The organism is Bradyrhizobium sp. BRP56 (assembly GCF_020194035.1).
In the GTDB taxonomy this organism is placed as follows: domain Bacteria; phylum Pseudomonadota; class Alphaproteobacteria; order Rhizobiales; family Xanthobacteraceae; genus Bradyrhizobium; species Bradyrhizobium australafricanum.
The window spans coordinates 13,539-33,633 of the sequence record NZ_JADYVV010000011.1 but is presented as its reverse complement, the minus strand read 5'-3'; the positions used below and the strand labels follow the sequence as shown (position 1 = coordinate 33,633).

The 20,095-nt window shown below is 65.4% G+C and carries 28 protein-coding genes and 1 tRNA gene; 18 read left to right on the top strand and 11 right to left on the bottom strand.

Annotated features, from left to right (window positions below; genetic code table 11):
• Positions 1–46: 46 nt before the first annotated feature.
• On the bottom strand, positions 47–1,111 hold the full coding sequence (locus I6F38_RS10300) for a citrate/2-methylcitrate synthase (RefSeq protein ID WP_225160221.1): 1,065 nt from the start codon (positions 1,109–1,111) through the stop codon (positions 47–49).
• Positions 1,112–1,299: 188 nt separating this feature from the next.
• On the opposite strand from I6F38_RS10300, the gene I6F38_RS10295 reads away from it, so the two are divergent.
• The 8 genes from I6F38_RS10295 to I6F38_RS10260 all read left to right on the top strand — a co-directional run bounded on the left by I6F38_RS10295 (position 1,300) and on the right by I6F38_RS10260 (position 7,104).
• Entirely contained in the window at positions 1,300–1,743 is a 444-nt protein-coding gene (locus I6F38_RS10295; protein WP_225160220.1) for a hypothetical protein, read from the top strand.
• A 76-nt stretch (positions 1,744–1,819) separates the two neighbouring features.
• Positions 1,820–2,131, top strand: a complete 312-nt coding sequence (locus tag I6F38_RS10290) for a hypothetical protein (protein WP_225160219.1) — start codon at positions 1,820–1,822, stop codon at positions 2,129–2,131.
• Between the two features lie 9 nt (positions 2,132–2,140).
• A complete protein-coding gene (locus I6F38_RS10285; protein ID WP_225160218.1) occupies positions 2,141–3,568 on the top strand; it encodes a TolC family protein in 1,428 nt (475 codons plus the stop codon).
• A gap of 12 nt (positions 3,569–3,580) precedes the next feature.
• Positions 3,581–4,936 (top strand): copper oxidase, encoded by a 1,356-nt coding sequence (locus I6F38_RS10280; RefSeq protein ID WP_225160217.1) that lies wholly within the window; start codon positions 3,581–3,583, stop codon positions 4,934–4,936.
• A 42-nt stretch (positions 4,937–4,978) separates the two neighbouring features.
• Entirely contained in the window at positions 4,979–5,452 is a 474-nt protein-coding gene (locus I6F38_RS10275; protein WP_028335355.1) for a cupredoxin family protein, read from the top strand.
• A 29-nt stretch (positions 5,453–5,481) separates the two neighbouring features.
• Entirely contained in the window at positions 5,482–5,784 is a 303-nt protein-coding gene (locus I6F38_RS10270; RefSeq protein WP_225160299.1) for a copper-binding protein, read from the top strand.
• 146 nt (positions 5,785–5,930) lie between these two features.
• Entirely contained in the window at positions 5,931–6,680 is a 750-nt protein-coding gene (locus tag I6F38_RS10265) for a cation transporter (RefSeq protein WP_225160216.1), read from the top strand.
• A gap of 148 nt (positions 6,681–6,828) precedes the next feature.
• Positions 6,829–7,104: a hypothetical protein gene (locus I6F38_RS10260; protein ID WP_225160215.1), complete on the top strand. Its 276-nt coding sequence runs from the start codon at positions 6,829–6,831 to the stop codon at positions 7,102–7,104.
• Between the two features lie 181 nt (positions 7,105–7,285).
• On the opposite strand, the gene I6F38_RS10255 is transcribed toward I6F38_RS10260, so the two are convergent.
• Positions 7,286–7,834, bottom strand: coding sequence for a tetratricopeptide repeat protein (locus I6F38_RS10255; protein ID WP_225160214.1), 549 nt, complete (start codon positions 7,832–7,834; stop codon positions 7,286–7,288).
• 283 nt (positions 7,835–8,117) lie between these two features.
• On the opposite strand from I6F38_RS10255, the gene I6F38_RS10250 reads away from it, so the two are divergent.
• The 4 genes from I6F38_RS10250 (at position 8,118) to I6F38_RS10235 (ending at position 10,719) form a co-directional block, all read left to right on the top strand.
• On the top strand, positions 8,118–8,438 hold the full coding sequence (locus I6F38_RS10250) for a hypothetical protein (RefSeq protein ID WP_225160213.1): 321 nt from the start codon (positions 8,118–8,120) through the stop codon (positions 8,436–8,438).
• A 230-nt stretch (positions 8,439–8,668) separates the two neighbouring features.
• Positions 8,669–9,094 (top strand): hypothetical protein, encoded by a 426-nt coding sequence (locus I6F38_RS10245; RefSeq protein ID WP_225160212.1) that lies wholly within the window; start codon positions 8,669–8,671, stop codon positions 9,092–9,094.
• 361 nt (positions 9,095–9,455) lie between these two features.
• Positions 9,456–10,172: an outer membrane protein gene (locus I6F38_RS10240; RefSeq protein WP_225160211.1), complete on the top strand. Its 717-nt coding sequence runs from the start codon at positions 9,456–9,458 to the stop codon at positions 10,170–10,172.
• Positions 10,173–10,479: 307 nt separating this feature from the next.
• Positions 10,480–10,719 carry a DUF6719 family protein gene (locus tag I6F38_RS10235; RefSeq protein WP_028342644.1) on the top strand — a complete coding sequence of 80 codons (240 nt, stop codon included), beginning with the start codon at positions 10,480–10,482 and terminating at the stop codon, positions 10,717–10,719.
• A 68-nt stretch (positions 10,720–10,787) separates the two neighbouring features.
• Here the strand turns inward: I6F38_RS10235 and I6F38_RS10230 are convergent, their stop codons facing one another.
• Complete coding sequence (locus tag I6F38_RS10230; protein ID WP_016843366.1) at positions 10,788–11,036, bottom strand: hypothetical protein; 249 nt, start codon at positions 11,034–11,036, stop codon at positions 10,788–10,790.
• Between the two features lie 495 nt (positions 11,037–11,531).
• Here I6F38_RS10230 and I6F38_RS10225 point away from each other — a divergent pair, with 495 nt between their 5' ends.
• The 3 genes from I6F38_RS10225 (at position 11,532) to I6F38_RS10215 (ending at position 14,007) form a co-directional block, all read left to right on the top strand.
• Positions 11,532–11,900, top strand: coding sequence for a hypothetical protein (locus tag I6F38_RS10225; RefSeq protein ID WP_063790153.1), 369 nt, complete (start codon positions 11,532–11,534; stop codon positions 11,898–11,900).
• The gene (locus I6F38_RS10220) at positions 11,897–12,745 is read left to right on the top strand and encodes an alpha/beta hydrolase (protein WP_225160210.1); all 849 of its coding nucleotides are present in this window, start codon (positions 11,897–11,899) and stop codon (positions 12,743–12,745) included. Before I6F38_RS10225 ends, I6F38_RS10220 begins: the two co-directional genes overlap by 4 nt.
• Positions 12,746–12,846: 101 nt before the next feature.
• A complete protein-coding gene (locus I6F38_RS10215) occupies positions 12,847–14,007 on the top strand; it encodes a DUF2652 domain-containing protein (protein ID WP_225160209.1) in 1,161 nt (386 codons plus the stop codon).
• Positions 14,008–14,043: 36 nt separating this feature from the next.
• Here I6F38_RS10215 and I6F38_RS10210 read toward each other — a convergent pair whose 3' ends face one another.
• The 7 genes from I6F38_RS10210 to I6F38_RS10180 form a co-directional block, all read right to left on the bottom strand.
• Complete coding sequence (locus tag I6F38_RS10210; RefSeq protein WP_225160208.1) at positions 14,044–14,574, bottom strand: hypothetical protein; 531 nt, start codon at positions 14,572–14,574, stop codon at positions 14,044–14,046.
• Between the two features lie 134 nt (positions 14,575–14,708).
• Positions 14,709–15,029, bottom strand: a complete 321-nt coding sequence (locus I6F38_RS10205) for a hypothetical protein (RefSeq protein ID WP_225160207.1) — start codon at positions 15,027–15,029, stop codon at positions 14,709–14,711.
• A gap of 48 nt (positions 15,030–15,077) precedes the next feature.
• A complete protein-coding gene (locus tag I6F38_RS10200; protein ID WP_141339738.1) occupies positions 15,078–15,257 on the bottom strand; it encodes a hypothetical protein in 180 nt (59 codons plus the stop codon).
• Positions 15,258–15,312: 55 nt separating this feature from the next.
• Positions 15,313–15,501: a hypothetical protein gene (locus I6F38_RS10195; protein WP_057019624.1), complete on the bottom strand. Its 189-nt coding sequence runs from the start codon at positions 15,499–15,501 to the stop codon at positions 15,313–15,315.
• Between the two features lie 193 nt (positions 15,502–15,694).
• Positions 15,695–16,057, bottom strand: coding sequence for a hypothetical protein (locus tag I6F38_RS10190; protein WP_225160206.1), 363 nt, complete (start codon positions 16,055–16,057; stop codon positions 15,695–15,697).
• 1 nt (position 16,058) lies between these two features.
• Positions 16,059–16,133: transfer RNA gene (locus tag I6F38_RS10185), tRNA-Thr, on the bottom strand.
• Positions 16,134–16,295: 162 nt separating this feature from the next.
• Positions 16,296–16,736, bottom strand: coding sequence for a hypothetical protein (locus tag I6F38_RS10180; RefSeq protein WP_225160205.1), 441 nt, complete (start codon positions 16,734–16,736; stop codon positions 16,296–16,298).
• A gap of 194 nt (positions 16,737–16,930) precedes the next feature.
• On the opposite strand from I6F38_RS10180, the gene I6F38_RS10175 reads away from it, so the two are divergent.
• The 3 genes from I6F38_RS10175 (at position 16,931) to I6F38_RS10165 (ending at position 18,918) form a co-directional block, all read left to right on the top strand.
• A complete protein-coding gene (locus tag I6F38_RS10175; RefSeq protein WP_225160204.1) occupies positions 16,931–17,671 on the top strand; it encodes an urease accessory protein in 741 nt (246 codons plus the stop codon).
• 255 nt (positions 17,672–17,926) lie between these two features.
• Entirely contained in the window at positions 17,927–18,400 is a 474-nt protein-coding gene (locus I6F38_RS10170) for a hypothetical protein (RefSeq protein ID WP_225160203.1), read from the top strand.
• Positions 18,401–18,495: 95 nt separating this feature from the next.
• A complete protein-coding gene (locus I6F38_RS10165; protein ID WP_225160202.1) occupies positions 18,496–18,918 on the top strand; it encodes a hypothetical protein in 423 nt (140 codons plus the stop codon).
• A 60-nt stretch (positions 18,919–18,978) separates the two neighbouring features.
• Here I6F38_RS10165 and rlmB read toward each other — a convergent pair whose 3' ends face one another.
• A complete protein-coding gene (gene rlmB / locus I6F38_RS10160) occupies positions 18,979–19,803 on the bottom strand; it encodes a 23S rRNA (guanosine(2251)-2'-O)-methyltransferase RlmB (RefSeq protein ID WP_225160201.1) in 825 nt (274 codons plus the stop codon).
• Between the last annotated feature and the right edge of the window lie 292 nt (positions 19,804–20,095).

The window sequence follows — 20,095 nt, the reverse complement described above, 5'->3', positions numbered from 1 at the left end:
CGCGCGTTCGTCATGCAAGGCGAGAGATGTTTCGCGCGACGATGCCCTAGCTCTTCAAGGCTGGACCGATGTAGCGGCTGGTCGGGCGCAGCATGCGGCCCGTGGCCCTCTGCTCCATCGCGTGCGCGAGCCAGCCGACCGCGCGGGCCGTGGCAAAGGTCGGGGTGAACGCATCAGGCGGAATGCCGCAGGCTTCGAGCAGGAGCGCTGCATAGATCTCGAGATTCGGCTGGAGCGTCTTGTCCGGTCTTTGCCGCGCCAGTGCCGCAAGTGCCAGGCGCTCGAACTCGGCGGCAAATCGCAATCGCGCGTTGTCGCCGCCGATGCGGCGCACCGCATCGGCCAGCAGTGCGGCGCGTGGGTCGCCGTTTGGGAAGGCCCGGTTGCCGAATCCGGCCAGCCGTTCGCCGGCGGCGAGCTTTCGGGCAAGCCAGGCCTCGACATCGCCGCTTGCCTGCGCCTCGTCGATCATCGCCAGCGCCGGACCGGGCGCGCCGCCATGCAGAGGACCTTCGAAGGCGCAATAAGCCGCCAGCACCGACGCGGCGAGCGTCGCTCCGGTCGAGATCACGATCCGTGCGGCGAGGGTGGAGGGGCCCAGGCCGTTCTCTGCCGTCACGGCGAAGTAGGTCTTGAGAGCACCGACGAGATCGGGCGAAGCGGCCGTCCCTGCCAGCATCGTCAGAAAATCCGCCGCTGTGGACAGGGCGGGATCGGGCGGCACGGGCGCGAGGCCGCGCCGGTGGCGTATGATGGCGGGCACTCCGACCGCGAGACTGCCTACGATGTCCGCCGCCGTGCTGTCATCCGGCAGTGCGGCAAGGCACCGGCGCGTCGCTTCGCCAGTCGTCGCACCTGCAATGCTCGTCAGCCACGACCCGAGACCCTTGAATGCCCGCTGCCGCGCCGAGCCGAAGTCTGCGACGATGCGCTCCTGCACCAGCCCTGCGTCGCCGAACCCGCCCCACAGCAGTGCCGCGATTCCCTCGTAGCCGAGATCGCGCGCCGCTGCCGCGAGCGGCAGGCCGCGGATCCACAGCTGTGACAGTTGCGCATCGGAATGGCTGAGCACCGTTTCAGCGGCGACCACGCCGTCGAGCCCTATCTTCATGTGCGGTGTTCCTTCAGGCGTTCGTGGCATGGGGCGCATGATGCGGCAAAGCGCGAAAGATTGCCAAGCAGGACAGATCCGGATGATTTTCCGGGGATTGAATGATACCCTATGGGGGTATAGAAGGGTGATGATTGGCAGCGCGGTGATTTATCGTTAGCGTGCGGGCCATCGGAGACGCGAAGCGGGTGTTGGTGCGGTTGACGAGGTCGGGGCGGGTGCGGGCGGGATGTTCCATCATCCTGGCCTATCTGTTTTGCGTGCTCGCGCCGTCCTTCGCACTCGCATTCGGGGCGCCGTTTCCGTGCCTGACCGATGAGGTGCAGCCCGCCGCCGCGGCGCATGTTCACGCGGCGTCAATGCCGATGGTGCATACCGAAGGTGTTGTGCACGATCATGGCGGCATGCATGGGCACCACACGGCCGACAACGCTGCTGCGCCTGCCAAGCATAGCCACGACGGCAAGAGTTCGCCGGGGCCGTGCTGCGCGCTGATGTGCGTGTCGGCGCTGCCGGCCGACCTGCCGTTCGTCGCCGGTCCCTTGCATCCGATCGCGACCCGTCTCGCCGAGGCCTGTCAGGGCCTGCGCAGCGAGGCGCCGGCGCGGCGCTATCGTCCTCCCATCGCCTGATCCTCGCTGACATCGTGGCTGCGCCGCGCGCTCGCGTGCGCATGCCTGTTGCTCATCTGATGATCGGGACAGATCCATGTATTCGCATCTCGGGGCGAGGCTCGCCGCCGTGGCCACCAGGCTTGGCAACAGGCTCGGCTGGCGCGCGCCACCCACATTGCTGCCGCGGATGGCCGCCGCCATCCTCGCATCTGCACCGCTCGCCGGCTGCATGGCCGACGGCCGGCCGGTCGCCGTCGCAGGCGATCCGGCAAATCCGGCGGCGGGGATGGCCGCCGTCGGCTACCGCTCGACGATCGCGCCCTACAGCAGCCTGCGTCCGTCGACGCCGCAGCCCTGGCGCGAGCGCAATGACGGCGTGACGCCGCCGGCCAAGCCGGAACAGTAGGAGGGCGCCATGCGACATCGGATCACTGTGCCGATCCTGCTGCTTGCGTCATCCGCGCTTGCGGGATGCGCGTCGTTCTCGCCCGACACCGGCATGGGGGTCGTCTCCGAGGTGACCGAGCAGGCGATCGGCAAGGACGTCGCCTTCGTTCGCAGCGGAGACGAGGCCGCGACCGTCGACGCCACGGTGAAGCGGCTGCTCGCGCGCAATTTGACGGCGGATGCCGCCGTGCAGGTTGCGCTCTTGAACAACAAGGGGCTGCAGGCCGCCTATAACGAACTGGCGCTGGCGGAGACCGATTACGTCGCCGACAGCCTGCCGCCGAACCCGACCTTCTCGGTCTCCCGCATCAGCGGCAACGGCGCCAGCGAGGTCGAGCGGCAGGTGGTCGGCGACATCCTCGCGCTGGCGACGCTGCCGGCCCGCTCCGAGATCGCGCGCGAGCGCTTCCGCCAGGCGCAGCTCAAGGCCGCGCTCGCCACCTTGCGGCTTGCCGCCGAGGTGCGGCGCAGCCATGTCGCGGCGGTGGCCGCGAACGAGACGGTCGCGCTGCTGACGGATGCGAAGGCGACCGCGGAGTCGACCGCGCAGCTCGCGAAAAAGCTCGGCGAGACCGGCGGCATGAACAAGCTCGACCAGGCCCGCGAGCAGGTGTTCTACGCCGAGATCACCGCCGACCTCGCCAGCGCGCGGCAGAATGCGGCGAGTTCGCGCGAGCGGCTGGCGCGCCTGCTCGGATTGTGGGACGGCGATCTCGGCTTCCGAATCCCCGGCAAGTTGCCATTGCTGCCGAAGCGGCCATTGGAACAGCCGTCGATCGAGATCGCCGCGGTCGGCCATCGCGTCGATCTGCAGATCGCGCGGATGGAAATCGTCGCGCTCGCCAAGGCGCTCGATCTCACCGAGGCGACGCGTTTCGTCACGCTGCTCGATGTCGCCGGCATCGACAAGCGTACGCACGATCCCGAAGCCCCGCCGTTCAGGGAGCGCGGCTTCGACGTCCAGTTCCAGATTCCGATCTTCGACGGCGGCGAGGTGCGCGTGCGCCAGGCGGCGGAGATCTACCGCCAGGCGATGAACCGCCTGACCGAGAAGGCGATCAACGTCCGCTCCGAGGCGCGCGACGCCTACCGCGTCTACCGCTCGACCTACGACATCGCGCGCCATTACCAGCGCGAGGTGCTGCCGTTGCGGCAGATCATCACCGAGGAGATGCAGCTGCGCTTCTCCAGCATGCAGGTCGACGTGTTCGCGCTGCTGACCGAAGCGCGGCAGCGGCTCGCCTCGCTGCGCGCGGCGATCGACGCCAGGCGCGACTTCCTTCTGGCGCAATCCGAGCTGCAGACCGCGATCAACGGCGGCGGCTCGGCCGGCGCAGCATCGACACCGTCTTCCATCGCCTCGGCCGCGCAGCCCGCGGCCGGTGGCGGTCATTGAATGGAGCAGCACATGTTTTCACGACGAGGATTTCTGGGCAGCGCGGCGCTGGTCACGGCAAGCGCGGTCAGCGGCCGCGTCCAGGCCGCCGCCATTCCCGAAGCACCGACCATGGACAAGGCGGTGATGCAGCCGCCGCTGCATCCCGCCAGCGGGCCGGACTACCGGCCGGTCGTCACGCTCAATGGCTGGTCGCTGCCGGGGCGGATGAACGGCGACTGGAAGGAATTCCATCTCGTCGCCGAGCCCGTGGTGCGCGAATTCGCCGACGGCATGAAGGCCAATCTCTGGGGCTATAACGGCCAGGCTCCGGGACCGACCATCGAGGCGGTCGAGGGCGACAAGGTCCGCATCTTCGTCACCAACAAACTGCCGGAGCACACCACGGTGCACTGGCATGGCATGATCGTGCCGTCAGGCATGGACGGCGTGGGCGGGCTCAACCAGCCGCACATCAAGCCGGGCAAGACCTTCGTCTACGAGTTCGAGATGAAGCACAGCGGGACCTTCATGTACCACCCGCATTCCGACGAGATGGTGCAGATGGCGATGGGCATGATGGGCATGTTCATCGTGCACCCGCGCGATCCTGCGTTCCGTCCCGTCGATCGCGATTTCGTCTTCATCATGAGCAGCTACCTGATCGACCCCGGCACCTATCTGCCGAAGGTCAATGAGATGACCGACTTCAACATGTGGACCTGGAACAGCCGCGTCTATCCCGGCATCGATCCGATGCCGATCCGGCTCGGCGACAGGATCCGCGTGCGGATCGGCAACCTGACCATGACCAACCATCCGATCCATGTGCACGGGCATAATTTCGCGGTGACCTGCACCGACGGCGGCTGGGTGCCGGAGAGCGCGCAGTATCCGGAGACCACGACCGACGTGCCGGTCGGCGCGGTCAGGGCGTTCGACATGCTCGCCGACAATCCGGGCGACTGGGCGTTCCACTGCCACAAGTCGCACCACACCATGAACGCGATGGGCCACGACGTCAGAAACTTCATCGGCGTGTCGCGCCAGGATCTGGCCAAGGCGGTCGGCAAGCTCGCGCCCGACGCCATGGTGATGGGATCGACCGGCATGGCGATGGGCAACATGGAGATGCCCGCGCCCGACAACACGCTGCCGATGATGACCGGCACCGGACAATTCGGGCCGATCGAGATGGGCGGCATGTTCACGGTGATGAAGATCCGCGAGGGGCTCGGCCGCGACGATTACGCCGACCCCGGACCGTACAAATATCCGCCGGGCACGGTTGCCTATGAGATCGAGGCGCCCGCCGCCGAGCCCGCGCGCCAGCCGCCGGCGGCGCCCGGGCGAAAAGCCAAGCCATCGATGAAGGGAATGAAGATGTAGCGGATCCAGCCCACTCACCAAACGACAAGCATCAAACACAGAATGGAGAATCCAGTGAAGCAACTCACCAGCATCGGGATCGTGCTGATTGCGCTGTCCGTCACCGCAGTGCCGTCGCGCGGTCACGAGAAGCACGGCCATGAATCCTATTCGGCCGGCGAGCCCGGCGATCCGAGCAAGCCCTCACGCACGGTCGAGGTCGAGATGAAGGAGATGGAGTTCACGCCGTTCCGCATCGAGGTCAAGCGCGGCGAGCAGATCCGCTTCGTGATCCGCAACGCCGGCACCGAGGATCATGAATTCCTGCTCGCGACCACCGAAGAGAATCTGAAGCATGCCGAAGTGATGAAGAAGCATCCGCACATGGAGCATGACGATCCGAACGGCGTTCGCCTCGCACCGAAGAAGAGTGCGGAGATCGTCTGGAAGTTCACCAAGGCCGGAACGTTTGAATATTCCTGCCTGATCCCGGATCACCGCGACTACGGGATGACCGGCCGCGTCATCGTGAAATGAAACCAGCAATGAAAGAAAGCACAACAATGATGAACAGGATGATCCAACTTGCCGGCGCCGGCGCGTTCGCGCTGGCTCTGACCTTGGGCGCGGCGCTCGCGCAGGCCGCCGCGATCAACGGCGAGGTCAAGAAGATCGACGAGGGTGCGGGCAAGATCACGCTCAAACACGGTCCGGCCAAGAGCCTTGGCATGGACGAGCCGATGACGATGGTTTACCGGGTCAAGGATCCGGCGCTGCTGAAGCAGGTCAAGGTCGGCGACAAGGTCCGGTTCGAGGCCCAGGAGGGCGACGGCGGCTACACCGTCACCGCGATCCAGAAGGCGAGGTGAGGGCCCGCATCAGCAGGTTGGGCTGTCGGCTAAACGCAGCCGGCAGCCCTTGAACCCGCGACGCATGATCGCCGGAGCTGTTCCGGATGGATCGGCTTGAATGCGTTGCGCGGCTGGCCTTATCCTGTCGTCTGGAAGGACGAGCCATGAACGATTGCTGCGAGCAGAAGACGACCGAATGCTGCGCACCGCCGCCGCTGACGCTGCCGATCAAGGCTCGCATCCAGGCAGGGGATCGCGATCGCGCGGCCGATTCGTGCGGCTGCTCGGGCGGCGTTCCCGTCTTTGACGGTCTCGATCCGCGCTACAGGCGCGTGCTCTGGACGGTCATCGGCATCAATGGCGCGATGTTCCTGACCGAGATGATCGCGGGTCAGCTTGCCGGATCGCAGGCGCTCAAGGCCGATGCGCTCGACTTCCTTGCCGATACGGTCACCTATGGACTGAGCCTTGCGGTGATCGGCGCCAGCCTGCGTGTGCGCGCCTCCGCCGCGCTGTTGAAGGGCGCGTCGCTGAGCCTGATGGCGCTGTGGGTGTTCGGCTCGACCGTCTACCAGACGTTCGTGCTCGGCGTGCCGAAAGCCGAGGTGATGGGCGCCATCGGCGCGTTGGCACTCGCGGCCAATCTAGGCTCGGTTCTGCTTCTGCTGCCGTACAAGGACGGCGACGCCAATGTCCGCTCGGTCTGGCTCTGCTCGCGCAACGACGCGATCGGAAACCTCATCGTGATGGCGGCCGCTCTCGGCGTGTGGGGATCGGTCTCGGCCTGGCCTGACCTTGCCGTCGCCACCGTGATGGCGACGATATTCCTCACCTCGTCGGTGCAAATCCTGCGGCAGGCATGGGCCGAGTATCGCGAGGCGGCGCTACGCAGCCCGTCAGCGGTGCACGGCTGAGGAAGCCGCAAACGCCCGGTGCTTCCTGCGACAGGCCGCGCCAGGGCGGAAATTTGCCGCGCATTTACCTTAAATCATGACTCCATGGGAACGTCCGTGGCAGCGGCGCGTTGCTGTGCATCATTCGTGCGCACAGAAGGCCCCCTCCATGACAATCAACGCGGCAATACTGATGGCGGCATTGGTGCTATCGGGAACCGTGTTGGCGCAAAGCTCCGGCCCTTCGGCCGGCTCGGCGGTCGGGCAGGCCGCCAACGTGACCACCACCGGCGAGGCGCTGAACAGCGCCAAGAAGACCGGCAACAGCGGGCCGCCGGTCGAGAAGGCCGCGCGTCCGGCCAAGCCGGATGCCGGCGCCGCGGGCAACACAGTGGGGGCGAGTCGCCCGCAAAAGCCCGATCGTCGCCTCGAGCATTATCCGTAATCTCCATCGGTAACGATTATGCTGATCCGTGGGATGGGTGGAGCGAAGCGATACCTATCACCTCTGATCCGCGCGGAAGCAGGATGGGTTTCGCTGCGCTCTAGCCATCCTACGGCGCAGCAAAAAGCCGGCGCAGTCGTTGTGACCACGCCGGCTCGATGCAGGAAGCGGCTGCCTTAACTCAGTAAACCAGGCCGGTGCCCGGGGGCTTCTCCAGCGCTGCGGCGAGCGAGCGATATTCGTCGCTGTTGGTGCCGGCGAGCTGGGCGATGCGGTTCAGGTGGTACTGCGCCTGATCGCGGTTGCCCTGTTCGACCTGCCAGAGGCCGTAATACTGCCAGGTGCGCACGTGGGCCGGGTCGGCCTTCAGCGCGCGCTCGTACCAGATCTGCGAGACCTTGTAGTCGCCGAGCTTGCGATAGGAGTAGCCGATCAGGTTGGCGACGTCGGCGCGATCATCCTGGCCGAGCGCCTTCAGCTGCTCGATCGCGGCGGTATAGTCGTTCTTGTCGTAGATCGTGGTGTAGGCGGCGCGATAGCCGGCCAGGAACTTCTGATCGTCGATCGCGGAGCTCTTGTCCTTCTTCGCCTTCTTGCCCTTGCTGCTGCCGCTATCGGAAGCCGGCGGCGAGGGATTGTCGCTGCCCGCGGCATAGGCCGAGATGACCGGCCCGGAGGCGAGCGTCATCGAGAGCACTGCGAGGCCCAAAAACTTCGTCTTCCTGCTCATTCCTGGTTGCTCCTGATCGTTCCTGATCGTGCTCGGTAATCCTACACCGAAGCCTGATGACTTGAACACCCAAGGGTGCAGAACATTCCCGGCCGATCCCACGATTGCGTGATCCTGCTTTTCCGCCCGAGAGGAGAACATGACAGAGATGTCATGCACATGAATGAAGTCCGTCAGGGTCCTTCAGAACGGGTTCAGTGCGCGGCCCATAAGGTCACGTGCATTGATCGGTGAGGCCGACCATCCGGCCGGAGACCTCTCGATCCCGACGAGGAGGACCATCATGCTGAAGACGATTTCCGCCGCGCTGCTCGCCATGTCCGTGATCGCAGCGCCCGCGCTCGCCGCCGAGACCGGCAAAGCCGCAACGCCCGCGCCGGCGACCACGACTGCCCCGGCAACCAAGGCCGCTCCCGTGATCAAGAGCGAGCAGCTGCCGTCGAAGGTGCGCAACGCCAACGCCAAGATGCACCACAAGCACTATCGCCATCACCGCCACCACAAGCACATGGGCATGCTGAAGGTGAAGTCGCCGAAGCATGCGACCAAGCACGTCCACGCGAAGGTCGCGACCAAGCACGTCGCGCCGGCCAAACGCGGCTGACCCAAGCGCGGTTGAATCTGATCCGAGGGGCGTAGTTTCGATCCACATTGCCCCGCTGCGCCTTTTGGATGCAGAACCGGCCCGTCCGTCCATTGCTTCCCCAATGGCGACGGGCCGGAGTGCGTCCGGCTCCGGTTGTGAACCCGGGCGAGGAATAACCGAGTTGCGAATTCCCTTCGGCCGCCCGGCAGTTTATGAGACGCCTCCGGGGACACAGGGAACAGCGTCGTTTGCGGATTTCATCACAACTGGCAGCCGTCCTGCTGCTCTCGCTTCCGCTCGCCGGCTGCCTCACCAGCGACGACGGCGGCGGGCCGACCACCTTCACCGATGACCGGGGCGTCGCCAATCAGCCGTTCCCGGACCGCTATCGCGACCAGATCGTAGCCTTCATGCGGACCTACCTGAACAATCCGGTCGGGGTCCGCGAGGCTGCTATCGCCGATCCGGCGCAGCGCACGGTCGGCGGCCGGCTGCGCTACGTCGTGTGCCTGCGCTACAGCGCGAAGGATACCGACGGCAATTACCGCCCCGCCCGGGAGCGCGGTGTCCTGTTTGTCGACGGCCGGCTCGACCGCATCCTCGACAACCCCGCCGAGCCTTGCGCCGGCGCGTCCTACGCGGCATTTCCGGAACTGGAAAAGATGCCGCGCTAAGGCATGATCCGGAAAAGTGTGAAGCGGTTTTTCCGAAAAGATCATGCCCGAACAAGAGGCAGAAGCGCGATCTGATCGCGCTTCTGCGCGGCGGCTTGTCGCAAGCCTGATCGAAACGTTAGCGAACTCCGATCACTTTTCGGGGAGCGCTGAACTTCACTTTAGCCGTCTGCGACTTACATCCAGCCGAGATGCGGCTGCTTAACCGGTGAAAAAAACCTTCTGTGCCAGGGAACAAACGGGCGTTGTTGCGACCCTGTCACAGCTCGGAAACATCACGGGTGCGGCATTGCCCCAAAGCAACCTAATTGAGGTCACGTTGTTTGGCTTAACAGCGCAGCGTTAGTAACGGGGATCAGAAATGAAGAAGTTTTTGCTCGGCACAGTCGCGCTGGCCGCCCTTGCGGGCCCTGCGTTTGCGGCTGACATGCCGGCCCGCACCTATACCAAGGCACCGCCGCCCTATACCGCCCCCGCCGTCGTCTACAACTGGACCGGTTTCTATATCGGCGGCCATGTCGGTGGCGCGTTCACCGACGGCAACGACCTGATGGGCAGCGACGCGCGCTTCATGGGTGGCGTGCAGGGCGGCTTCGACTATCAGTTCGCCCCGAACTGGGTGATGGGCGCCGAGGCGCAGTATTCCTGGCTGCCCAGCTCCTCGAACAATGGCGTGCTGCTCCCGGGCGGAACGCTGGTGACCGGCAACACCGACCAGATCGGTTCGGTGACCGGCCGCCTCGGCTACACCTGGGGTCCGGCGCTGCTCTACGCCAAGGGCGGTTATGCCTGGCGCGACAACAACAACATCACCGCGTCGGTCGGCGGCGTGCCGGCGTCCTTCACCACCGATGGCGGCCACAAGGACGGCTACACGGTCGGCGCGGGCCTCGAATACATGTTCGCCCCGAACTGGTCGGCGAAGGCCGAATACCAGTACTACAATTTCGGCAAGACCAACTTCACCAGCGGCCCGGCCGACCTCGTCGGCACGAGCTTCCGGAACGACGAGCACACCGTCAAGCTCGGGGTCAACTACCGCTTCGGCTGGGGTGGCCCGGTCGGCTCCCGCTACTGATCGCGGCTTCATCGCATCAATCGAAAGGCCGGCCTTCGGGTCGGCCTTTTTTGTTGGCCAGCCGCTCGCCCCGGAATGACGACGGATGCGGTGAACCGTAGCTCGGATGGATGGAGCGCAGCGTAATCCGTGGCAGCCGATCCGACGAACGAAGTCCCGGATTTCGCTCCGCTCCATCCGGGCTACGACCCCACATTCACCTGATGTTCAGGCCTGATCGTGCAATGCAAAAAATAATTCCTGCATTGCACGGAACTTTCATCGTGCTGCGCTATTATGCGATCGCCGGGCTGGTGGACAAACGAACATGCGTAGTTTTGCGTTAGGGCTGATCCTCTCTGCGGTCTCCGTGCCGTGCCTTGCCCAGACCATCCTCAAATCCGAACCCCTGGCGCTCGCGCCTTACGAGGTCGTGTTCGTGCAGGACGCGTCCTGCTCGGCCGGCAAGGTGCTCAAGGTGACCGGCGCGATCCGGGGTCTGCATCGGCGGAAGATTTGCGTTTCGCTCGCCGCCGAACAGGCCTCGCTGGCGACGGCAATGCCATAGGCGCGGGGCGCGACGGCACCCATTGCATTCCCGGCCTGCCGCTGCGCGCCGGCCAGCCTACCGTCTGATTAGTTCAATCGCGGCTCCAGGCGCGCTTCGCGATCGGCATCGGCCTTGTTCTTGGCCGGATCCTCGTTCGGCTCGAGCTGACAGGGCCGTATTTCGTAATCGTTATCCAGCACCGGGCGCGGCGCGGACTTCTCCTCGGAGATGGCATCCACCACCAGGCCGGATTTCCTGGCCAGCGTCCAGACATCCGCCTCGGTCGGGTAGGCCTTGCTCAGCTTGGCGTCCTGATAAAACAGCGCGTACGGCATTCGTCGTTCCCCAAACAACCGACAACGCCAGCCCCCGTTTTGGGTTTCAGGCAATATCGCCGTTCCGATCACGGAACCGTGAGCGAGCATTTCCGGCAAGTATCTGAAAATATGAGTCATTTCGGCCCTTTCGCGGAGGAGCCTTGAGTCCTTAACGGGTGGTAAACCCCCGGAAAAAGAATCCCCGGGACTCTCCGGGTAGAATCGCCGGATGCTCCGGCCCATGAGAGCGATCCACCAGCCCCCTTACGAACGCGTGCAGCTCGCGCTTGCGATTGCGCTGCTTGCGGCCTGCGCCGCCAACGTGGCGCTGGTCTGGTCCTGGCTTTAGATTCTCCCGGCTCTCGCCAAAATCTGTATGTAGCGGCCACGCGAAAACGCCGGAGCCGCGCGGCGCCGCTGGCGATTGACGGCACCGGCATTCCTCCCATCATTGCCGGCAGAACAAGCGCCCGCCGCGCCCTGCGCGGACGGGCCGCGATCGGGGGAGCCGGTATGATCGACACGCTGAAGGAACGGGTCAACGGCGACGCCGGCCTGGTGCGGCGCGGCCGCTATCTCACCACGACATTCCTGCTCGAGATCGGCGCGGCCGCCTGGCTGATCGCGATCCATGAGGGCCGGATCGTCGCGGTCACGAAGGGGCCGTTCGTGATGCCCTCGTCGTCGTTCGCGCTGCGCACCTCGCAGGCGGAGTGGGACCGGTTCTGCGAAAAGCGGCCGCCGCCGGGCTCGAACGACCTGATGGCGCTGATCAAGCGCCGGGTGCTGAAGGCCGAGGGCGAGCTGCAGATCTTCATGGCGAACCTGCGCTACTTCAAGGAGGCGCTCGGCAAGCTGCGCCGCGAGGGAGTGGCCGCATGAGCGCCAGGTTCGAACCGATCGTCGGCCGTTACATGCATCTGGAGCTGTTCGGCCGGGCCCACCGCATCTATGTCGAGGAGGCGGGCGAGGGCACGCCGCTGCTCTGCCTGCACACCGCGGGCGCCGACGGGCGGCAATATCGCGGCCTGATGAACGATGCGCGCGTGACGCGCAACCATCGCGTCATCGCCTTCGACATGCCCTGGCACGGCAAGTCGTCGCCGCCGCAGGGCTGGCACGACGAGGAGTACCAGCTCACCTCCGCGCAATACACGACCATGATCCTGGCGGTGATGGACGCGCTCGACCTCGACAGACCGATCGTGATCGGCTGCTCGATCGGCGGCCGGATCGCGCTGCATCTCGCGCTCGAGCATCCCGAGCGCTTCCGCGCCATCATCGGCCTGCAGGCCGGCGCACATGTCGATCCCTATTACGACCTGAACTTCCTGCACCGGCCGGACGTGCATGGCGGCGAGGTCGCCGCCGCCATCGTCTCGGGCCTCGTCGGCCCCGACGCGCCCGACAAGGAGCGGTGGGAGACACTGTGGCACTACATGCAGAGCGGGCCCGGCGTGTTCAAGGGCGACCTCTATTTCTACAAGGTCGACGGCGACATCCGCGCCCGTGTCGCCGAGATCGATACGAGCCGCTGCCCGCTGTTTCTGCTGTCGGGCGAATACGACTATTCCTGCACGCCGGAAGAGACGCTGGCGGTGGCGAACAGCATTGCCGGAGCCGAGGCCACCATCATGAAGGGCCTCGGCCATTTCCCGATGAGCGAGAATCCGGGCGAGTTTCTCACGCACCTGCTGCCGGTGCTGGAGAAGATCGGCGGCCGCTAGCGCACGCCCAGGGTTGCTTTGGTCCTCGACCTCGGGCGGCGCGATATGACAGACTGCGCATCCGCACGATTGGGCATGAACCGGTTGCGCAGGAGGTCCCCATGCTTCCGAAGGCTGAAGCGGCCTATTTCGCGATTGCCGACATCTCCGGCTACACCAACTTCCTCGCGGCGGTCGAGCTCGACCATGCGCAGGACATCATCGCCGATTTCATGGATACGGTGGTGAAAGCGCTGCGCCCGCCATTCCGCCTCGCCAAGTTCGAAGGCGACGCCGCGTTCGTCTACACCACCGCCGAAGCAATCGACGGCTCGCTGCTGCAGGACGCCATCGAGGGCGCCTATTTCAAATTCCGCCGGCGCCTGCGCAACGTGCGCCAGGCCTCGACTTGCGAGTGTCAGGCCTGCGTCGCGATGGGCGATCTCGATTTCAAGTTCGTTATCCATCATGGCGAGATGGTGAAGCAGAAGATGGGCGGCAGGGAGGAGCTCGCCGGGCGCGACGTCATTCTGGTCCACCGGCTGCTCAAGAACACGGTGAGCGAGAAGGTTGGCGGACGCGCCTACGCGCTCTACAGCGACGCGGCCATCCGCGCGATGGGTGTCGATCCGGTCGCCCAGGGTCTCATCGCCCATCGCGAAACCATCGACGTCATCGGCGACGTGACGCTGTGGGCGCGCGATCTCGAAGCGGCGTGGCGGCAGGAAGACGCGCAAACCCGGATGCAGGTGACGCGCGACGACGCCTACGTCATGCTGGAATTCGACATCGCCGCGCCGCGGCAGACGGTGTGGGAGTTTTTCACCGTGCCCGGGCAATGGCAGAAATGGTGGGACGCCGACACCATCGTCGAGGATTCCGGCAAGGGACGACGCGGTCCCGGCACCAGGAACCACTGTATGCACGGCAACCATACCGTCGTTGAGGAGATGCTCGATTGGCGCCCGACCGATTATTTCACGGTGGGCATCACGCTTCCGATTCCCGGCGCGCCGCGGATCGTAATGACTCGCGCCGTTCTGGACGGTCCAAACGGAATGACGCATCTGGAGCTGCGGGTCGCCAAACCGAAACCAAAGGATCGAGAGTTCGTCGACGGCGCCGCGGTGAAATATGCCGAACGCATGACGAAGGCGATCGCCGGCTTGCGATCCATGCTGGAAGGAAAGCAGCCTGCCCTCGATGCAGTGGAGGAGCCGGCGTTGACGCGATCGAGCGGACGCTTCCTGACCGAGCCGGTGAAATCGGGCGCGCGCGGCTGATGCCCAACGCACGGTCCGGGGTCTAATGGGGCTGCGTTACTTGCCCGAGCGCGGCAGCTCGTTGATCGCGGCGCGGACCTTGGCCATGGTCGTGGTGCAATATTCCTCGCGCTCCTTCAGGAAGCGCTGCTGCTGGGCGCGGAAATTGGCAACCCGCTCCCGCACCTCGGATCCGAAGTCGCCGCTGATGTCGAGCCGGGCAAAGTGCGGCAGCTGCGCCGGTTGAGGCGGGACTTCGACGACCGTCACCGCCAAAGGCGACGGAGCGGGGGGCAGGCCCTCGAGCACGGTCGGCACCGGAAGGGGAGGCGGCACGACCGCAGCCCGCACCTCAGCCTTGACGCTGAGCGTGGCGACCGCCTCGGCCAAGGCCTGTTCAGCGGCGATCGGCAACGCGGCGGGGGCAGGTGTAGCGGCAGGCGGCGTGGCGGTCGGCTGGGCGGCAGGCGGCATCGCCGTCCGTGGGGCAGGCGCCGGCAGCTCGGCGTCGGGCAGCTTGCCCTTCACCGACTGTACGAAAGCCATTGTCTGCGCGATCAGGAGATCGCGTTCTTTCATCCACTTCATGGCGCACCCTGAGCGCGCGGATTCCAGCAAAGCAACCGTGCGGAATCAAGCGCTCGCCATCATGATGGTTGACGAAGACGGCTGTTTGGTAGGCGCGGTGACATAATTGTGACACGCCGCGCGGGTGTGGGCGGTCAGCGCTGACGGGGATTGGTGTTCGGGACGAACGGAGTACCGACGATCCGGACCGGGGTCTGGGCCGGTCCCTGATCCGATGTCGACGCTTGATTCGCGGCCGGACGAGGCGCGGGGTTCGCCGGCGCGGGCGCCGGATCGAGCAGGGCGACGAGGCCGGCCGCGGCCATGCTGAGCAGCGTGAACGTGCCCAGAAGCAGCAAATTGCGGTCGGATTCGCGGACCCTCATGCGAGGAAAATCGCGTGAAAGGGCATAATGTTCCGAACAAATCCTCAGGGCGTTGTCGAGCGGATTTGGCCTCACCTTGAGAACGAGCATCAGGAGAGGACGAACCGGTGAGCCGTCCGGAACGGCGCGGGAGCCAGCCTAATGGGCCGCTACCGCAGCGGGTACCTGCTCGATGCTGCGGGCCTCGATCAGGTCGGCGTAGCGGCCATATTCCTCGGCCATTTCGAGCAACTTGTCGCGCACCGCGGCGTCGGTCACCTGCCGGGCCAGCCGTCGCGCCTGATCGGATTGGAAGCGGTAATGTGCTGTGTCGGACATGGTGGCGGCTCCTCACATATCTGTAAGGGCCACCCGGCAAAGGTTCATCAAAGCGTCATTGCAGCGTCGGTGGACGATCCGCCGGGGGAGCCGACGTGACCGGCGCCGTCTTGTCCTCGCGGACCTCGACTTCGAACCAGCCCATCTCCTTCAGCTCGCGAGCCTTCTTCTCGGCCGCGTCTTCGCTGTCGCGCTTCAGCACGATTCGGCTGGTGCCATCTCGGGCAAGGATCAAATAGGTCATTGGCAGAGTCCCACCCCGCATTCTGCATACCCCGTTTGGGGCCGCAAGAACAGAAGCAAGGCGAGGGATGGGTGATCCTACGGGAAGGATCCCACGATTCCTGCCAAGAGGTGTCGCAGCGGCTTTCCGCGATCGACGATGCGGCACTCCTGACAACCGGAATACTACGGCTCGCTTTGTACATTGTGGGCAATCAGGCGAAGCGCTTTGATTGAACCGCGACGACGTGTTCGAATCGCAGCCGGGAACGACGCGGCGTAGGCCGCGCATATCTGATGGAGGACGCGATGCCCAGGCACTTCGGTTTGAAGGCAGCATCGGCCGCAGGACGGTCGGCGTTCACGGGATCATCGAGGGATTTGCAGCAGCGGACTGCTTCGGCGTCGGCATCGAAGAAGCATGCTCTGGACAGCGCTGCAGCGTCGAAGCACGCTTCCCCATGCTCGGAACTGCCGTATTCGCCTGCGAGCTGGCGTGGCTGCTGTGGTCGGCGGTCGATCTCGGCGGACTGAAGCTGTGTCGCCACGGCCAAAACAGCACCGAAAATCCAAGCCAATTGGTGCCGGCTGAGGGGATTGAACCCCCGACCTTCAGTTTACAAAACTGCTGCTCTACCGCTGAGCTAAGCCGGCGAATTGGGAATGATTTGCGCGCTCGAATAGCAGACTTGGCGCGCCAGAGCCAGAACCAAGGCTTGAACCGAGCAGGCGAGAAGCGATCGCGCCCCCGCATCGGCCCGACAGCAAAAGGCGGCCCGCGGGCCGCCTTTTGCGCCGTCGGCCTAATCAGCTGAGCTACTGGCAGGGATGCTGGCGGCCGTCGCTGCCGCGGAACCAGGTGCCGGGGGTGCAGACAAAGCCGTTCTGCCGCGCATATTCGGCGCCGCCGATCGGGGCGCGGGCATAGTCGGGGCCGCCAAACGGGGCGGTGGCGACCGCAGCCGCCGTGCCGACCGCGCCGCCGACGACACCACCGGCCACGCGGGCCGCGGCGTCGACAGGCGCGAACGGGCCGGGGTCATAGCGGTTGTAGCTGCTCTGCCAGCCTTGGTCCGGCCGACCGATGCGCTGGTGATAGGCGGTGCGGGTGGTGGCCGGTGCCATCGCCTGGCATCGGGCGTCCGGCCAGGCGTTCGAGCAGCGCGCGGGGGTGCCGATCGTCTGTTGCGCCATCGCCGGGCTCGCCAGCGCCGAGGCGAGCAGGGCTGCTGCGCCGAGGATTTTGAATTGTGTCATGCGAAATCTCCTCTCGTCGTCGAGAGCTAATTTCGCGGTGCCGTGCCTGTTCCAGCGCGGCCTTGCCCCGTGTTCAAAGCAGTGTGAAGTTCTGCAGGTTCGTGCGCATGATGCGTTCCGGAGCATGCTGCCTTTGACGAGAATTGCGTGTACAGCGGTGAACGGACTGATGTCGGTGCCGACGCGGGGGATTGATGTTCGGAATCTTGAGTCTTGGCTTTCTGCTCGGCATGCAGCATGCGCTGGAGCCGGATCATATCGCGGCGGTATCGAGCATCGCGGCCCGCCGCAGCCATGTCGGTGACATCGTCAAGCACGGGTTGACCTGGGGGCTTGGCCACACGCTCACTCTGTTCATCTTTGCCGGCGCCGCAATCCTGCTCGGGCGCGCGATCCCGGAAACGGTCGCACAGCCGATCGAGACCGCGGTCGGTATCATGCTGGTCGGTCTCGGCGCGCATGTGTGGTGGCGGCTGTGGCGCGACCGCGTGCACTTCCACACCCATTCGCACGGCGACGGCACCACGCACTTCCACGCCCACAGCCACGCCAGTGAAGCCGCGTCCACCGTGGCGCTTGCGTCCATCGTGGTGCGTGCGTCCACCGTGCCGCACGTCCGCGCCGCGCACAGCCATGCGCACGGCTTCCGCTGGCGCACGCTCCTGGTCGGCCTGATGCACGGCATGGCCGGCTCGGCGGCGCTCCTGGTGCTCACGGTGTCGCAGGCCCCAAGTCCGGTGATCGGGCTCGGCTATGTCGCGCTGTTCGGCATCGGCTCGATGATCGGCATGGGCGTGCTGTCCAGCGTGATCGCGGTGCCGCTTGCAGCTTCGGCACGCTGGCTGACCTGGGCCAATCGCGGCCTGCAAATGGCGGTCGGCGCGGTCACGATCGCGATCGGCGTCCACGCGATCATCGAGAACGCCTTCACCTGACGGGTGGGCGGCTCTTTGTTTGAGCATGATCTCCGCGCAAACGCGTCCCGCGTTTGTCGCGAGGGAAATCCGCTTCGCACTTTTCCGGCTCATGCTCCCGGCCGCCCGTTAACGATTTCTGATTCCGCACGGCCGCATTGACCGGATGCCGATGCTTACGCGTTAGGCTTACCGGCGGTTTGGCCGGCGTCCTTAACCCTTCCGCCAAGCCGTTGGATTAGGTTGTGGTGGAACAATTCGGGACGCTGGGTGAACATGCGCGCAAGTCTTGCGCTGGCGATATTGGTTGCGATGAGCTCGACGGCGCTGGCCGGCGGCGGCTTCGACATTGTCGTGCCGGTGCGGCCCGGCGTGCCGATCATCATTAACGGCGTCGACGCGTCCTATGCCGTGGTCGAAAGCGCGATGGGGCTCGCCCGCAACGAGTCGATGGTGCCGACCGTCTATGGCGGCCGCCCGATCGACCCCCAGCCGAATGTCGGCCACTATTATCCGAGCCTCGGCCGCATGCCGGGTTACGGCCGTCTCGAGATCGAGCCGCCGGCCAACCGCCGCCTGCCCAAGCCGGCCGAGAGCTATCATCAATCGTGGGGTGCGGAATCGGCTCCGCTGCCGGCACAGTCCAACGTGCCGGTCGATCCGCCGCCGGTGATCTACGCGCCGGAGTTCAACGGGCCGCGGCCGCTGCCGCGCCCGTTCCCGCGGCCACCGCGACCCCGAGGATTCTGAAATCGACTGCCCGAAATCAAGAGCCCCGCGAAACGGGGGTCCTGAATAGCCATCAAGAGCTACGCGACGAACAGAGAGACCTACAGGAGAGAGTAATGCGTCAAATGATCAAAGGACTGATTGCGGCGGTGGCCGTCATGCTGGCCGCGCCCGCAATGGCGTGCGGTTTCAACCCTTGCGGCTATTCCGCGCCCGTCGTGAATTACGGCTGCGGTGGTTGCGGCGGTGGCTACTATGGCGGTTACGGTTACGGCGCAGTCGAACGTCTGCCCGACCCGGATGCCGTTTATCCCAGCGCGGCGCAGCAGTACTATTACGTCAACCAGGGACCGACCTACACCGGTCCGGGCAACTGGGCACCGCGCCCGTACTACCGCGAAGGCTACGGCCGCCCGTATTACGGCTATCGCCGCTATGGCTACCGTCACTACGGCTACCGCCATCACTACGGCTATCGTTCGCACTACGGCTATCGCTACGGCCGCTACGGCCATCCGGTGCTGCGCCGCTACTACTGATCCGATCGTCAGTTCGAGACATCAGCGCCCGTTCGCGTCACGCGAGCGGGCGTTTGTCGTTCACATCAGCCCGAGCCGGCTGGCGCCGATATAGAGCGCGAGCACACAGGCGTTCGACACGTTGAGGCTTTTGATCTCGCCCGGCATGTCGAGGCGGGCGACGAGGCGGCAGGTCTCGCGCGTCAATTGCCGCAAGCCCTTGCCTTCGGCGCCGAGCACCAGCGCGAGCGGCGCTTGCAGCGCGGCCTTGCCGAGATCCTCGCTGCCCTCGCTGTCGAGGCCGACGGTCTGGAAGCCACGCTCGTTCAACTCGTTCAGCGCGCGCGCCAGGTTCTGCACGGTGACAACAGGCACCAGCTCGAGCGCGCCGGAGGCCGACTTCGCCAGCACGCCGGTCGCCTCCGGGCTGTGGCGGGCGGTGGTGACGATCGCCTTCACCGCGAACGCCGCGGCCGAGCGCAGGATGGCGCCGACATTGTGCGGATCGGTGATCTGGTCGAGCACCAGCACGATGCCCTCCAGCGCCAGCGTGTCGATGCCGGGCGAGGGCAGGGGATCGGCCTCCGCCAGGAGGCCCTGATGCACCGCATCGGGGGTGAGGCGCCGGTCGATCTCGCTGGGCCGGACGATCTCGGGGGCGACGCGGGTCGCGATGTTTTCGTCGGCGAGGCGCTTCGCCGCGTTCTCGGTGAGGTAAAGCTTGCGGATATGGCGGTTCGGGTTGGCAAGCGCCGCCGACACCGTGTGCCAGCCGTACAGAATCACCGGCCCGTCGGAACCGGATTCGCGTTCCCGCCGGGCCGGCGGGCGGCCGAATTTCAGCCCTTTTTGGAAGGGTTTACCGCCCTTGCCTCGGAAATTGGGTTTGCGGTCGCGATCGCTCATGTGAGGCTTGTGTCACGGCTCCCGAATATTGGCAATTTTACACAGCGTTTTCGAGCGAAGTGGGGTCCGGTTCGCGTGAGGAAAACGCGACAAAACAAGAATCTAGCCGCAAGACTCGCTACTTTGGAACAGAGATCGCCCGAGCCTGCAAAAGTATCCCAATTAGATCGTTGGCTTGGTTGACTTTGGGGACCGCCTTCCCCCATAAACGCGCCCGACCGCGCACCCGCTTCGGGTCGGCCGGTTATCAGCGTCATTTCGATGACCCGGTCCGCCGCCACTCGCGCGGCCG